17 protein-coding genes are annotated in these 14,546 nt (G+C 59.2%); 10 read left to right on the top strand and 7 right to left on the bottom strand.

Annotated elements, in window-relative coordinates; genetic code table 11:
- Nucleotides 1-226: 226 nt before the first annotated feature.
- Together FVF58_RS44440 and FVF58_RS44435 are read left to right on the top strand one after the other, a co-directional pair.
- Entirely contained in the window at nucleotides 227-511 is a 285-nt protein-coding gene (locus FVF58_RS44440) for a type II toxin-antitoxin system Phd/YefM family antitoxin (protein ID WP_149675943.1), read from the top strand.
- On the top strand, nucleotides 511-849 hold the full coding sequence (locus FVF58_RS44435; RefSeq protein WP_149675942.1) for a type II toxin-antitoxin system RelE/ParE family toxin: 339 nt from the start codon (nucleotides 511-513) through the stop codon (nucleotides 847-849). Before FVF58_RS44440 ends, FVF58_RS44435 begins: the two co-directional genes overlap by 1 nt.
- Nucleotides 850-1,240: 391 nt before the next feature.
- Here FVF58_RS44435 and FVF58_RS44430 read toward each other — a convergent pair whose 3' ends face one another.
- Complete coding sequence (locus FVF58_RS44430) at nucleotides 1,241-1,774, bottom strand: aromatic-ring hydroxylase C-terminal domain-containing protein (RefSeq protein ID WP_149675941.1); 534 nt, start codon at nucleotides 1,772-1,774, stop codon at nucleotides 1,241-1,243.
- 925 nt (nucleotides 1,775-2,699) lie between these two features.
- On the opposite strand from FVF58_RS44430, the gene FVF58_RS52015 reads away from it, so the two are divergent.
- Entirely contained in the window at nucleotides 2,700-3,242 is a 543-nt protein-coding gene (locus FVF58_RS52015; protein WP_188131148.1) for a hypothetical protein, read from the top strand.
- An 18-nt stretch (nucleotides 3,243-3,260) separates the two neighbouring features.
- Here the strand turns inward: FVF58_RS52015 and FVF58_RS44420 are convergent, their stop codons facing one another.
- Nucleotides 3,261-3,662: a hypothetical protein gene (locus tag FVF58_RS44420; protein WP_149675939.1), complete on the bottom strand. Its 402-nt coding sequence runs from the start codon at nucleotides 3,660-3,662 to the stop codon at nucleotides 3,261-3,263.
- Between the two features lies 1 nt (nucleotide 3,663).
- Between FVF58_RS44420 and FVF58_RS44415 the strand changes: the two genes are divergently transcribed.
- From FVF58_RS44415 to FVF58_RS44395, 5 genes are all read left to right on the top strand, one after another.
- Complete coding sequence (locus tag FVF58_RS44415; protein ID WP_149675938.1) at nucleotides 3,664-3,960, top strand: type II toxin-antitoxin system prevent-host-death family antitoxin; 297 nt, start codon at nucleotides 3,664-3,666, stop codon at nucleotides 3,958-3,960.
- Nucleotides 3,957-4,322, top strand: coding sequence for a type II toxin-antitoxin system RelE/ParE family toxin (locus FVF58_RS44410; protein WP_149675937.1), 366 nt, complete (start codon nucleotides 3,957-3,959; stop codon nucleotides 4,320-4,322). The genes FVF58_RS44415 and FVF58_RS44410 overlap by 4 nt, the downstream gene beginning before the upstream one ends.
- 556 nt (nucleotides 4,323-4,878) lie before the next feature.
- Nucleotides 4,879-5,598 carry an IS6 family transposase gene (locus FVF58_RS44405; RefSeq protein WP_149675936.1) on the top strand — a complete coding sequence of 240 codons (720 nt, stop codon included), beginning with the start codon at nucleotides 4,879-4,881 and terminating at the stop codon, nucleotides 5,596-5,598.
- A gap of 233 nt (nucleotides 5,599-5,831) precedes the next feature.
- Nucleotides 5,832-6,068: a CopG family transcriptional regulator gene (locus FVF58_RS44400; protein WP_149675935.1), complete on the top strand. Its 237-nt coding sequence runs from the start codon at nucleotides 5,832-5,834 to the stop codon at nucleotides 6,066-6,068.
- Nucleotides 6,068-6,499, top strand: a complete 432-nt coding sequence (locus FVF58_RS44395) for a TA system VapC family ribonuclease toxin (protein WP_149675934.1) — start codon at nucleotides 6,068-6,070, stop codon at nucleotides 6,497-6,499. Before FVF58_RS44400 ends, FVF58_RS44395 begins: the two co-directional genes overlap by 1 nt.
- Nucleotides 6,500-6,793: 294 nt before the next feature.
- Here FVF58_RS44395 and FVF58_RS44385 read toward each other — a convergent pair whose 3' ends face one another.
- The 4 genes from FVF58_RS44385 to FVF58_RS44370 all read right to left on the bottom strand — a co-directional run bounded on the left by FVF58_RS44385 (nucleotide 6,794) and on the right by FVF58_RS44370 (nucleotide 10,480).
- Nucleotides 6,794-7,849, bottom strand: a complete 1,056-nt coding sequence (locus FVF58_RS44385; RefSeq protein WP_149675933.1) for an IS630 family transposase — start codon at nucleotides 7,847-7,849, stop codon at nucleotides 6,794-6,796.
- 497 nt (nucleotides 7,850-8,346) lie between these two features.
- Nucleotides 8,347-8,604: a hypothetical protein gene (locus FVF58_RS44380; protein ID WP_149675932.1), complete on the bottom strand. Its 258-nt coding sequence runs from the start codon at nucleotides 8,602-8,604 to the stop codon at nucleotides 8,347-8,349.
- Nucleotides 8,605-8,733: 129 nt separating this feature from the next.
- On the bottom strand, nucleotides 8,734-9,624 hold the full coding sequence (locus tag FVF58_RS44375) for a pirin family protein (RefSeq protein ID WP_149675931.1): 891 nt from the start codon (nucleotides 9,622-9,624) through the stop codon (nucleotides 8,734-8,736).
- Nucleotides 9,625-9,727: 103 nt separating this feature from the next.
- Complete coding sequence (locus tag FVF58_RS44370; RefSeq protein WP_246217498.1) at nucleotides 9,728-10,480, bottom strand: isochorismatase family protein; 753 nt, start codon at nucleotides 10,478-10,480, stop codon at nucleotides 9,728-9,730.
- Between the two features lie 172 nt (nucleotides 10,481-10,652).
- Between FVF58_RS44370 and FVF58_RS44365 the strand changes: the two genes are divergently transcribed.
- A complete protein-coding gene (locus tag FVF58_RS44365; RefSeq protein WP_149675930.1) occupies nucleotides 10,653-11,570 on the top strand; it encodes a LysR substrate-binding domain-containing protein in 918 nt (305 codons plus the stop codon).
- A gap of 18 nt (nucleotides 11,571-11,588) precedes the next feature.
- On the opposite strand, the gene FVF58_RS44360 is transcribed toward FVF58_RS44365, so the two are convergent.
- Complete coding sequence (locus tag FVF58_RS44360; RefSeq protein WP_246217497.1) at nucleotides 11,589-12,644, bottom strand: LacI family DNA-binding transcriptional regulator; 1,056 nt, start codon at nucleotides 12,642-12,644, stop codon at nucleotides 11,589-11,591.
- A gap of 392 nt (nucleotides 12,645-13,036) precedes the next feature.
- On the opposite strand from FVF58_RS44360, the gene FVF58_RS44355 reads away from it, so the two are divergent.
- On the top strand, nucleotides 13,037-14,545 hold the full coding sequence (locus FVF58_RS44355) for an aldehyde dehydrogenase family protein (RefSeq protein ID WP_246217496.1): 1,509 nt from the start codon (nucleotides 13,037-13,039) through the stop codon (nucleotides 14,543-14,545).
- The last annotated feature ends 1 nt before the right edge of the window (nucleotide 14,546 follow it).

Here is a 14,546-nt window from a genome sequence, read left to right as displayed (position 1 = left end):
AGAAATGCCATTGATTCACGCAACAGTGATCAGGTACCAAATGGTACGAAGCCGTTGCGTCGAATTCGTGAAAGAAACGGGAAATCCGCAACGCTCTTCCACGTACCACTGAAGTTGATAATTAAGATTATGTCAACTGTAGCCTGCGGACAGGCACTTCACAGGTTGCTATCGGACCGTTAATGGTTTAAATTCGGTCCTGTATGAACCTTACCCGGAGCGCCTGATGCATCTCGCCGACCATGTGAAGCCGATCAGCTACCTCAAAAGCGAAGCAGCGCAAATCGTCAAGGACCTGACTGAGTCGGGAGAGCCGCTCGTCATTACGCAGAACGGCGAGGCGAAGCTCGTCGTCCAGGATGTGCGAACCTACGAATCGACGCAGCAGACCCTCGCGCTGCTGAAAATCCTGGCTATTGGCCAGAAGCAGATCGAGCGCGGGGATTACTCCGATGGCGATGAGTTCTTTGCTGAACTCAACGAACTCGACCGTCAGGAAAAGCTCCGCTGATGGCGGCACCGCTGCTGAAATACCGCATCCTCCCGACTGCGCGGATCGGCATCGACGAGATCAGAAGCTATGTCGTGCGCACATTCGGATGGGAAACCTGGCGTCAGACATCGGCCCAACTGCAGGAAACGATCGCCCACATTCGCCAGTTCCCCGCGAGCGGTCATCCGCCTGCCGAGCTTGAGGGCTTCTTCGGGGACGGTTTCCGGCAAGCTCTTTCGGGCAAGAACCGGATCATTTATCAGGATCGCGACGATACCGTTTTCGTGCATCTCGTGGTCGACGTGCGGCGCGACCTGCCCGCCCTCCTTCAGAGAATCGTGCTTCGCCTGATGTAACAGGGCCGGACGGCTGTGCCTCGGCAGAAGAGCAGCACGGTACTACTGTCCGCTCGAGCCGCAGCCTTCCGACGGATGAAAAAATTAGGTCAAATCGCAAGTAACACGGAGACGGTTTCCGCATCGTTAAGCTGCGCTGGCAGCGAACTGTAATTTCTATCTGCGCCGATAGCGTACGATCGGCAATCACAGCGCATCATCCAGTACCGGGACGAACCGTTGCATGGCGCGGAGCCTCTTCCTGAGCAGACCAGCTCGCCCAGCGATCCACCTTATGCAGAAAAGGGGACGCTAGCTCGTTGTCGAGCGGGCGAGCTATTTCTCTTCTATTGTAATTTTTTCGCTTTACCTGCCCCTCTGCTCGCGAGCAGAAAAAGGGCAGTCCTTCGAATCACACTAGCGCCAGAATTCTCTTCAATGCCGCCGCCAGCACCGCATCCGGATCATCGCCCTCGCCCATTGCTCTCCACGCGATGAAGTGATCCGGACGCACGAGCACGGCACCGGCCGGCCCGAATTCGCGCTGCTTGAGCCACTCGCAACGGAAATCGAACCGATCTCCGTCATGTACGTCGATGGTCAGCGCATCGAGCGATATCCCGAGCCTCGCGGCAAGTTTGCGAGCCGCCGTACACCATGCCTGCCCGTGCTCTCCAGCAATCAGCAGAAACCGTCCGCGCCCGACCAATTCGTTGATCGAGTAGCGCCCTCGCGTATTTTCGAGCCACGCATGCGGCAGCGAGTGACCCGGTGTGGAACTGCTTCTGAAGTCTCCATCGCGATCGAGCGGTATCGGAGCAGGAACGTCATCGGCGATGAGTGCGCCTGCCTGGTAGGTGTATCCGAAGTTGAAGTTCAGATGGTTGTAGGTCGACAGCGCGATAGAAATGCCGCGTGCCGCGCGATGCAGCCCAAGCGCAACCACCCTGCTTGTGCAGCCCAGGTGTCGCCGTCACCGGCAACCCTCCACCGCCCGTCCCACCTCAGCTGAATATGTACAGCTGTGTGTGGCCTCAACCAGTGCATCGTTACCACCCAACTCAATACGAACGCCAACATCACGATGCAGTGCTTACCTTCGGTTCCGCCAGCCTCCCCAAAAGCGAAGTAGGGATGAAGCCGAGTTGAGTGCCCGTATCTGCTCCTACCAGCAGCTGATCGACTGCTCCGGCTCTACGCTCAGGCGCTATCCGCGAAAGGCCTTGCTTTCCTAACCCCGCATGCCTATGGTTTATCCAGCCCGCTGGGCGTCGAAATCGCGGGAGCCCAACGTCTCGATTGGCAGCCCTATGGTAGGCCGGGGATCACTACATCGATCACCGGTGATTTCTGATCCGTATGTACGCCTTGACGATGCGGTTCCGGAGGGTTTGTCGTGACCAACAGCACAAGTGTAGAGCTTCTAACCGAATTGGAGCATCGCGACCGTGCGTTGTCTGCCGGGTTAGCAACGAAGGCGATCGCATGGTGCGGATCAGCGCAGCTCGCCAGATTTCGCCCCGCGTTTGCTGTTGATGGGCATGGCAATGAAGTTTTCTACCAGGGTGGCCGGTTGGGATTGTCTGCAGAAGCTTACGTTCGTGGTAGCGGCAGAAAAATGTCTCGCCTTCGAATAAGTCGCGTTGCGGGGTTGGGCGATGGGAAAAGCGTCCGTCGCCCTTACGATGCGGTGCTTTTTTCGTTTTTGACTCCGGCCGGTTCGCATCGAATTTCCTTTGTCGTAGCGAGTCAGGCTCCGCCCGCGCTAACAATTGGTCTATCGCTTCCTGATAAGCCAGTCGCGACAATCCGAGTGCTGCTAACGCCCGATGCGCACGGATTTTTTTCCCCATCGATCAGTGGCGCCATTCATGAAGGAGACTGGTCACCACCGAGCGACGGACATCGAGACGAAGGTGAAAATGATCGCGCAAGGGTCGCTGGCTGACTTGACGAGGCTGGCGAACAGGGATTCGCATCATTCACCGACCTGTTTCGCAAACTGGAACCGCAGCTTTCGGGCGTCTGCTGCCGCAGGTGTCGACAACTCGGGCGGCGGTAATGTGGGCCGAACTCGTCGTGATCGATCCGCACTGCAAGATCTGGGATGTGACGCTGTCATTACTGCGGCGACAACGGCCCTAAACAGCCTCGTCGGGGGTAATGCTTGGGTAAAAGTCAGTGTTGCCGTTGCTGGTGTACTTTTAAAAGCGATTTGCAAGGTGTACTCAATCGGCGACTCTACTGCCGATCCTGTAGACATGAACCCGCCTATGGGAAGTGAGGGAGACCCAGGCGACGCCCCTCCTGATACTGACGGCGGCGATTTGAGTGATGGCGGAGCCGGCACTGGAGACGATGACCCCGGTTTTAGTCCGTTACCACACTTTATGACGGTCGGGGATGGAATCTAGCCGTCGAACGCAACGCAGTCATGTCGTTTTCGGCATATTCCCGCGATCGAACGTGCGGCCGCCCGAAGGAACACTCAATTTGAGGTAGCGGTCGAGTTTGGTCATATACAGCAACGCGCTTCTCATTTTCGTCACACTGGTAAATCCGCCAGTGCCAGGACGCCTGATTCCGCCCGCCGACTGATTCCAGCTGAAATAGGCACCGTTACCTTCAGTGGTGACGTCGGTCCACTGCTTCCCGATCATTTTCGTCATGTCGGCATCGGCCGCGTCGGCCTTCGCGTCAAAAAAAGAAGGAAATGATAACGGTAAGAAGTCTGTAATCCGTACTCGAGTTTCTGTCCTTGGCTCCGCCGGAAGGCTTGACTTGTCGCACGATTGCTTATAGCTTAACGTTAACGAATTCTGCAAAGGATCCATAATGTCATTCCAAACCAGTGATGTGGTACCAATTACCGAGGCCCGCGCCCGGTTGACGGAACTGGCAGAGGCCGTCGTAGCAGGCTCCGAGAAGGTTCTGACGAAAAACGGTTCCGCCTACGTGGCACTCGTTGACGCGCGGAAGCTGGATTATTACCACGCGCTCGAAGCGGAACACGGCAGACTGGTCATGCTGGATGATGCCGAAAAGGGTCTCAAGGATGCGCTCGCTGGCCGGGTCAAGCCTCTGTCGGAACTACGCGACACGATGCAGCGTCGTGCTGAGTCCAAGAAATGATGCATGTCGATTTTGCGGAGACCCTCGAGGAGCGACTGGAGACCATCCAAGAATTCATGTTGCAGCAGGACGTACCTTCGGCGCCGGACAGAGTCGAACAATTGTGGAGCGAGATTTATCGTTTCGGCGATCTCGTCGCGCTCCATCCCAAAATTGGTCGTCCCGCTGGCGCTCTCAGCGCCACTTCGTTCGAAGGCAAGATGCGGCTCGAGCGCGCGTTGCGATTGGCTGCCGAAGCTGGGCTGCCTGAACTGCGGGAGTACGTGCTGCGTTCGCATCTGATCTTGTATGCGCACTCGGATACGCATGTTTTACTGCTATCTATACGTCACCAGCGAGAGCTGGGTTACGTTCCAGAGTAACCGAAAATTCCCGGAAACATGAAGCCGGCCTCGAAAGGGTCGGCCTTTTTTTTATCAACCAATAAAACTGGCGGTGAAGCACACGGAATCGTGCGCCCCTCCGGATACAACAACAAGAGAGAATGAATGGTAGCAAAAGTAAGGCAACGGGCTTTCAAAATCCTCCTGCCAACCGATAAAGAGCGCGAGCTCTTTACTGAAAACGTCGGCCCGTGTACAGGGGTCGGCGGAACCGACGGCAATGGAACCGGGTTCCTGTGTCACTTCGACTGGCCATGCTCCACACGCGGCGTCCGTGAAATCGCATCTGTCCTGGAATAGAAAGGCATCGATTTCAAGACGATGGAACTTCGAGTCATCTCGAACTCGTTCGGATGGTTCTGTCCGTGGTGGTGGCCGACCAAGCTGACGCTTTATGTGCAACTCGCGCTGCTCAGAGGCGTTAATCGCCTGCCCAAGCCAACGTGGAACCTCTTGGGTAGACGAAGCGGCTGTGGTGCAAATAGCGATCAACGAATCGGGTAGAGTGTCGAGTTGGTCGATTTGAGGGGCCGCAATGAGCAGGCTGAAGAGTTTGGACGGGCTGTTCGCCGGCCGTCACTTTGATCGTGACGTGATCATTCTTTGTGTGCGCTGGTATCTACGCTACAAGCTCAGCCTGCGGGATCTGGTCGAGATGATGGCCGAGCGGGGTTCGTCGCTGGCGCACACCACGATCATGCGTTGGGTGATGCGTTTTACGCCGGAGTTCGTCAAGTGCTGGAATCGTTTTGGCATACCCACAGGGCGGTCATGGCGTGTTGACGAAACCTACCTCAAGATTCGTGGCAAATGGGTTTATCTGTACCGGGCGGTGGATCGAGCCGGCCAGACGGTGGACTTCATGCTCAGGGCAAAGCGCGACGTGAGCGCTGCCAAAGCCTTTTTCAGAAAGGCGATCAAACATCAGGGCCAGCCGCCAGAGACGATCACGCTCGATGGTTATGCTGCCTCGCATCGGGCGGTGCGTGAAATGAAGGCCGACGGCCTGCTGCCTGAGCATACGAAGGTCCGGTCCTCGAAGTACCTGAACAACTTGGTCGAACAGGACCATCGAAACATCAAGTCCAGAACGAACGTGATGCTCGGCTTCAAACGGTTCAGGAGCGCCGCGACCACGATTGCCGGCATCGAGTTGATGCACCGAATTCGCAAGGGGCAGTTCAACCTCTCCATTCCCGGGCCCAAAGATGCCGTTGTGCCTGCCGTCTGGAATGCTGTCCTATCCGATCGATAAGGTATCCGTAACTATAAGAAACTTTTCGGCCAATCCACCTATTTGCACCAGAGCCGTAATTTGCACCACAGCCCGGAACGTGTTCCAGTCGGTGGCCACGAAGTGAACAGCGCATCGTGGGGCAGGAGAGCGTAGGCCATCTTGATTCCCGATCACATGATGCTTGATGTTTGATGCGGTAGTGCTAAAATGAAGCATCCGATGTTTGATGCGTGATGACACAGGAGTCCAGCATGCGTACCACTCTCGATATTGACGACGACGTGCTCGCCGTCGCCCGCTCGCGCGCCGAGCGTGAACACACCAGCATCGGACACGTGCTGTCGGAGTTGGCCCGTGCAGCGCTGCAGCCGCCTGCCGGTATGGTGTCGCCGGCGGTGCGCAACGGGCTGCCGGTGCTGCAGACCGCAGCCGGCAATCGTCCGGTCACGCTCGATCTCGTCAACCAGCTGCGCGACGAGGCGCCCTGATGATCTATCTGCTCGACGTTAACGTGCTGATCGCCCTGCTTGACCCGGGCCACGTCCAGCATGACGTGGCGCACGCGTGGTTTGGGCGGGTCGGACATGTGTCGTGGGCAACCTGTCCGCTGACCGAAAACGGCGTGCTGCGTATTATCGGCAATCCGAAGTATCCGAACACGCCGGGTTCGCCGGCGGCCGTCGCGCCACTTGTCGCACAGTTGCGCGCGCACCCTGGCCACCGTTTCTGGTCCGATGATGTGAGTCTGCTCGACCCGCAGCACGTGGACGCGACCCGGCTGCTGGCGACCGACCAGGTCACCGATACGTACCTGCTTGCGCTCGCGAGGGCGCACGACGGCACGCTCGCCACGTTCGACCGCCGGCTGGTGGTCGACGCGGTGCCCGCCGGCGCGCAGCACCTCGAACTGCTTACCTGACCACATCGACCATGCGCCGGGAATACGAACTCCACACCGACGTCCTTGAGACGGTCGTCGCCACCACGCCCGAATCCAGGCAAACCCTTCGTCATCTGCTCAAGGGATATCAGTGGGGCGAGTCAGAATATAACGATTATTTGCAACGCTGAATTGTGAGCTAAAGCGACGAACAGTGGCGGCGCCACAATAATACGATCCGTCCACATTCAAGTCTGGCGTACCCGACGCCCGACGAGCTTAGAGGTCTTAGGCACTTTGCGCCGTCCGGCGGACATGGAAAACCTTGCCATACTAGTGGGCTGTAACGATTGAATCGGGAGTAATTCGACGTGTTGGGTCAAAGCACTTCCACTTCACGGGCTTGGGTTGCTCGTTGTATTTGCGGATGTAGCGCATGAGCTTTCGCTTGAGATCGGGTACCGAGGTGAACACGCCGCGCGCGATCACGTCACGCTCGATCTTGGCGAACCACAACTCCACCTGGTTGAGCCAGGACGAATAGGTCGGGGTGAAGTGCATATGAACTTGCGGGTGTTCGCTGAGAAACGCATCGACCTGCCTGGTCTTGTGCGCCGAGAGGTTGTCGGCAATGACAGGAATCTCTTTGCCGCGGGGCTGGTTGGCCACGAGGTCAGTCAGGAACGCCACGAACTCGGCCGAGGTATGCCGCGTCGCGGTCTTGCCGAGGACTTCGCCGGTCTTGGTGTTGAAGGCGGCGTACAGCGAAAGCGTGCCGTGTCTGAAGTACTCGAAGCCGTGACGCTCGGCGCGTCCGGGCGACAGCGGCAGCACGGGGTCTTTTCGATCGAGCGCCTGAATTGCAGTCTTCTCGTCGACGCTGAACACGGCCGCATGCTGCGGCGGGTTGAGATACAGCCCGATGACGTCGGCTGCCTTGGTCTCGAAGTCCGGGTCATTGGAGGCAAGGTAGCCCTCCAGCCGATGCGGCTTGATGCCGTGCCTGGCCCAGATGCGTGCCACGGTCATGTGCGAGATGTCGCCTCCGAGCTCGGCAGCGAGCGTGCGCGTGGACCAGTGCGTGGAGCCGTCTGCGGGCATGTGCCTGGTCGTACGCGCGAGCACCCGTGCCTCAACGCGATCGGTCACCTTGTAGCGTTCGCGCCCGGCGTGACGAGCGAACAGGCCCGCCAACCGGTCCGCAGCAAAGCGCTTGCTCCAGCGATCGATGTAGCTGTCGCTGCAATCGAGCTTGGCTCTGATCTCCGACCAGGTCAGCCCGTCAGCGAGCAGCAAGATCAGGCGCGCGCGACGCGCCGAATCCGCTCGCACGGTCCGCGCACTGGCTCGACGCTGCAGTTCCATGATTTCGGTTTCGGTTAAGTTCATCGCGTCCTCCGAAGACGCAATGATACTTCCTATTTAAACGTTACAGCCCACTAGTAATGCTAGCGCGCCTTGCACACGCTCGAGAATTCAGTCAGAGCATCGCGCTGATGCCTTGCATCTATAGCGCCGCCTTGCACATTACGGGTGTCCACAGAGCTGGCCTGCCGCCGAACACTACGACGCGTCACAATCAGAATAGCCCTTCGTACAAGCGCTAAAGTTTCCGTTTTTGAAAACAACCATCGAAAGCTGGAGCGGCCGCTGACAACATGCGGTCGGTCATCGCTATAGAACGACGCGCATGAATAACGCCTTTTTCAATCGCGTGGTCGATTCGATTTGATATCCAGGTACCTATGCCGCGCTAGCAGCGTTACTGAACAAGCTTCCTTGTGATTGTTACCGTCGCAACAGGCATCGGATCGCGCTGATCGGGCGCATTCCCTTACACAGCAAGCGATTCGACATCTTGGCCGCTAGCATCCCTGTGAACACGGCTAGCGGCATGTGTGAACACCAACAGCACGCGGCAAAGGCGGTCCAACCTCGCTCCACTCGATGGGGGTGGCGCCTTCCGCATTTCCCGCGTTCAGCGCCGTATAGATCGCTTCGAGCCAGGGAGCCGTCGTTTCCCAATCGTCGAGAGCCGCCTGCAAAGTACGTGCAACCGAACCTGCACGCACGATATGCCGCAAGTCCCGACTGACCGCTACCAATTCACTGTCCCGCCCGGAATGCAATGACACCAGCTTCATATCTCTTCAAGCTCCTGATCCCAAGTTTCAGCAACGAGATTTGCTGCGTTTGATCTTAGGCCCGGCGTCGGACCCGTCATCGTCAATTTGCACCTACTGAACACGACCCACGCCATGGATTGCGAAGGATCACTGCTCGACAGGTTGTGGCATCACGATCCGTCCGAATTCGCCGTTCTGAAAAGCGCTGATCCGATCTTCGAGTTGCTCGCGAGTGTTCATGACAAGTGGCCCGTGCTTGGCAATCGGTTCGTTCAATGCCGGACCGGAAAGAACGACGAAGTGGCAATCTTCGTCAGAGACGAAACGGACCGGTACCGCGCTCTCTGAAAGGTCCTTATCCAACGCCACACTCACTGCGTCGCCCGCCATCAGATGCCGCACCTTGCCCCCGACGTCTATCCGTAGCGAACCCGAGACCGCGTAAATCATCCCATTCCAGCCGCGCGATAGCTCATGGCTGAATGCAGATGAACGCGAAAGGAAGGTGTCCAGCAACGTGAATGGTTCAGGCAGCAGTGCAGAGTGAGGGTTGCTCACGCCATTGCTGCTGCCCGAAACCACACGCACACGAACACCGGGAGCCTTGAACTCCGGGATCTCATGCGGTTCCACATGAAAGGCATAGGGCGCGTCGAATTTCTTGCTGGCAGGAAGATTCACGAAGATCTGCAACGCATGAACGTGCTGCCCCTCGCCCTCGGGCTGTTCGGTATGCACCGCCCCGCGGCCGGCGGCAAACCAATGCAACGCACCCGGATTGATGGGGCCGTGGTTGCCCAGCGAGTCGTAATTGACGTGTGCGCCAGTTGCGTCTTCGAACACATAGGTCACCGCCGAAATTCCCGCATGCGGATGCGGCGAAAAGGTCGGACGGGTCATATGAAAATGATCGAGCATGACGACGGGATCCATCAATCCGCCAAACGCCTCCTCGCCGAAATGCTTTGCCCAAAACGCTTCGCCAATGCTCATGTCGTGACCGGCGACGACGTGCGACATACGCACGAATTTGCTCATGATGATCCTCCGTCATACCGCAGCTGTTTAGCCTCGAAGCCGGATGGCTTCGCGACCGTTCGGACGAAGACGCGCTACGCTCTCGCCGCATCGGGTTGCCGCCTTACTTGCCAGGCGCGTTCTTCATCTGCCACACGAGCGTGGCGAACGGCATGTCGAGGTCGGCATACACTTCCTGGGCCTTCGGATCGGTGTTGCCGTGCAGCATCTCCACGCCGGCGGTGGCGTAGTCGGTGACGGGGATGCCGGCACCCGCGAGGCGTTGCAGCCCCACCGTGCGCTTGGTATCGCTAAACGTACCGGACGCGTCGAGCACCACTCGGGGGTCGTAGCCAGCGCCCTTGAGCGTCAAGGCAGGGAACGTGGCACAGACTTCCAGCGAAACACCAGCGATCAGAATCTGCTTGCGACCCGTCTTCTCGATGGCGGCCCGGACATTCGGATCGTCCCAGGCGTTGATCGACGTCCGGCTGATCACGGGGACACCGGGAAGGGCGGCAGTCAGCTCGGGGACTGTCGGGCCCCACATGCCGTCGGGCATCGTGGCGGTCACGATGACGGGGATGCCGAGCGCCTTCGCGGCTTTGGCGAGCGCCACCACGTTGTGCTTGAGTTGACCGACGTCGATGTCGCGCACGCCGGTGAACAGGCCAACCTGGTGGTCGACCAGCAACAGCACGGTGTTGTCTCGCGACAGCAACGAATACGGCGCACCCGAAGGCGCGACCGCGTTCGCGGCAGGCGCTGTGCCGCCCGCCTGGGCCGTAGTGGCAGCGGAGGTGGCAACGACCGCCATGGCAAGAACTGCAGCTTTGAGGAAAGGAAGAGTTTTCATGATCTTGTTGAACGTTGGCATTTGGATAAGGCGTCGGCATCTGAGCGCCTTCGCCTGACTGTCCGGCGCACATCCGCTCCGGTTGAGATAAATCATATTTGCGCAACGACCAACGATAAATATGGTATTTCTCAACCTATCGTTGCACACTGGAAACGATAGCGCAGCCAACTCAAGAACATCTGGACGCCGGATGAACCCCGTATCGCTTGACCTGAACGACCTCTATCTCTTTGCCCAGGTAATCGAGCATCACGGCTTTACCGCCGCGGGGGAGGCGCTCGGCGTCAGCAAATCCCACATTTCCAGGCGGATCACCGATCTGGAAGCCAACCTCGGCGTTCGGCTCCTTCACCGAACCTCACGCCGGCTCAGCTTGACCGACGCCGGCCAGGACCTTTACGCGCATTGCCGAGCCATGATTGCCGAAGCGCAGGCGGGTGAAGAGGCGGTTCGGCGCCGGACGGCCGAGCCCACAGGTCTCGTGAGGGCCAGCATGCCCGTGGCGATTACCGACATCGTGCTGGCCAGATTGCTGCCCCGTTTCATGCTGCGCTACCCCAAGGTCCGGCTGGCAATCGAGGCGAGTCACCGGCAAATCGATCTTGTCGAGGAACATGTCGATGTGGTGGTGCGCGGTCTGGGTTTTGAAGTGGAGTCTTCGAGCCTGGTCCAGGCCCCGTTGTGCACCGCGCGCTGGGGGCTGGTGGCGAGCCCCGTGTATCTGGCGCAGACGGGGACGATTGATGAGCCGGACGCGCTACCCCATGGAGATCTGTTGATCTATGCGTCGATAAATGAGCAGGCCACCGTGCTGCGCCTGCTCAGTGCTCATGGCGAGGTTGCCGTACGGACCATTCAACCCCGCCTGCAGAGCGACAATGTCGCCGCGTTGAAAGAGGCCGCATTGGCGGGAATGGGCCTCGCGAGCCTGCCTCTCTATGCATGTATGCGTGAGATCGAAATGGGGACGTTGTGCGTCGTACTGCCGGAATGGCGCCCCAGGGAGGGACGATTGGCGGTGCTGTTCCCGACGCGCCGCGGCATGATGCCGGCGGTACGCGCGCTGGTCGACTTCCTGAAGGACGAATTGCCGCCCCTGATGGGCTAATGGGCTAACGCGCTCGCGTCACTTGCCCTTGCGCGGCGCGGCAGTCGACCCTCTGACGATCAGTTTGGGAGGCAGCACGACTTTACGCACCGGTTGTTCTCGAACGTCGATTGCCTGCTGGAGAAGATCGGCCACCTGGCGCCCCATCTCCTCGTGGCTGATTCGGATGGTCGTTAAAGGCGGCTCGACCATGTCCACCAGCGGCATATCGTTGTGCCCGACTACGGATATGTAGCGAGGGCATGGCAGGCCCTTTTCGCGCAACGCGTCGTACACGCCCACCGCAAGCGAATCGTTGGCCGCGACGATCGCCGTCACTTCCGGGTGTGCGCTTAGCAAGCGCCGCATGGCCTCCAGCCCGTCTTCCCGGGTATAGGAAGCGGCCACCTCGCACGGCGCACGGTTGCCGTCCAGCCCGTGTGATGCGAGCGCCTGCACGAAACCTTTGCGCCTCAGGAAGCCTGTCGAGTTGTCTTCCGGACCCGCAATATGGCCGATCTTCACGTGCTTCAATTCCACCAGATGATCAACGGCCAATTGGGCGCCAAGCAGTTCATCGGAAACGACAGCGGACAATCTCGCCTCGTCTTCCGCCCGGTTCACCAGCACCGTGGGCACACCTCGCTCGATGCAGAACGATACCAGCGGATCGTGCCGTGTCGCCGTGGCGAGGATAAGCCCGTCGACTCGCCGCGCGATGAGGCCATGGGCAAATTCCAGTTGGGCCTCAACGTCGGTATCGAGATACCCGATGATCGAGAAGTAGCCGTGTGCAGCAAGACGCTCCGTCGCACCCGCAAGGATTGGGGTAAAGACACTCGTGGCGATCTGAGGAACCAGAATGCCGACCAGTTTGGAGCGCCCGGTTCGCAGACTTGCCGCCACGGGATCCAGACGGTACCCGAGCTTGTTGGCAGCCTTCATGACGCGAGCCACGAGATCGGGCACGACTACAGAACGCGTCGCCGGATTCAATGCGCGCGACACCGTTGACACGTGGACCCCGGCGAGTTCCGCGACCTGCTTCATGGTGACCGGCCGCCGATTGGCAGGTTGGGTTACTTTCTCTTTCACGACAAGCCTGCTTGGGTTCAGTCTGGAATGGGATCGAGCCGTGCCGACCGGAATGGTCAGGTGCGCACTTCACTACAATCGATTGTATCAATCGTACTTGAATAGGGAAACCACCTGAGGATTGGTCTCCGGCTTTGACCGTCACATCGGCCGCCAAGCAATGTAAATCTCCGGCTTGCACGCTGCAATCGATTGCAGTATATTTAATCCAGAAGCCGACAGCGATACCGACGCCGCGCGCCGTTCAGCCGGATTCCGGGCCGACGCCATAGCTGCTCTAACCCACGCAGCAAAAGGCTCTCTGCGCCAACGACCCTGTTGCACCTGCTTACTGCAGGCCACGAGTCGCTGCGTGTTTCAAATTCTGCAATCGATTGTAAGGAGCATGCCAAATGGCTGAAACTTCGCTGGATAGATCAAACCTGAATCGCCCATACTGGGGCGCCATCCTTGGAGGCAAAGTCGTCGAGGCAAACCGTGAACAGGAGTTCTTCACGGTCGAGGAAGCCGCGACCGCGAATCCGCTGGGACGCGTGGTGTCCGCGGACGAAACACTCGTAGACCGGGTCGTCGCGGATTCGCGGCAAGCGTACGAAAACGACTGGCGCCAACGCTCGCCTCGCGAGCGCGCCCAGTTACTGCATCAGGTTGCCGCGAAGATTCGCGAGCACGCCGATGAACTCGCCGAACTCGAGGCGCGCGAAGTCGGCAAACCGAAGCGCGACGCACTTCGCTTCGACGTTTCTTACTGTCAGGCCTGCTTCGACTATTTCGCTGGTCTCGCCGATACGCTCCATGGCGAAATTCTCGACCAAGGCGCGATCGAGGCGCGCGTGCTGTTCGAGCCGTATGGCGTGGTCGCGGCTATCCTGCCGTTCAACTGGCCGCCGATTCACTTCGCGAAGAAGTCCGCGCCGGCACTGGCCGCGGGCAATACCGTCATCGTGAAACCAGGCGAACAGGCGCCGCTCACCGTCATGCGCCTGGTTGAACTGGCCAATCAGATTCTTCCCCCCGGGGTTCTGAACGTTGTCCCGGGCATCAAGGCCGGCCCCGCGCTGGCGTCGCATCCCAAGGTCGAGCGCATCAGCTTTACCGGTGCAACCGCGACGGGCCGCCGTGTGCTGCAGAGCGCCGCGGAGAACATCACTTACGCGACCATGGAGCTCGGCGGCAAGAACGCCCTCCTCATTCTGGAAGACGCGGACATGGAGGTGGCCCTGAACGTCGCCCTCGAAGGGATGTTCTATAACCAAGGGGAAGCATGCACGTCTACGGCGCGGATTCTCGTCCACGAATCCCGCTACGCCGAGTTCGAAGAGAGATTTGCGCGTGCGACAGAGAAGCTCGTGGTCGGCAACGGACTGGATCCGAACACGGACATCGGCCCGATGGTCGACGGCAAGCAGCGCGACCGCGTGATGGGATATATCGACGTTGCGATGCGCGAAGGCGCCCGGCTCGTGACACAAGGCAAGGCGCCGACCGATCCGCAATACCAGCGCGGCTTCTGGGTACCGCCTACCGTGCTTGCCGACATCGTGCCGACGATGACTGTCGCCCAGGAAGAGATCTTCGGGCCGGTAGCGTGCCTGATGCGTTTCAAGACCGAGGACGAAGCCGTCGAGATCGCGAATGGCACGGCCTACGGGCTGACCGCCGCGATTGTCACGACCGATGAGAATCGAGCGTGGAAACTCGCACCGCGCCTCGAAGCCGGGATGATTTTCGTCAACAACTACATGCGCCGGGCGTTCCTCGGCTCGCCGTTCGGCGGCGTGAAAGGCAGCGGTTTCGGCCGCGAAAACGCGACCGAAACGCTCAAGGAATTCGTACGCTCGAAGAATGTCCGTTTCCCCTCCGGAAAGACACCGATCCCGACGTGGCCGCCGAAAGACTAAG

This window comes from Paraburkholderia panacisoli, from assembly GCF_008369935.1.
In the GTDB taxonomy this organism is placed as follows: domain Bacteria; phylum Pseudomonadota; class Gammaproteobacteria; order Burkholderiales; family Burkholderiaceae; genus Paraburkholderia; species Paraburkholderia panacisoli.
This window is presented reverse-complemented; position numbering and strand designations above follow the sequence as displayed.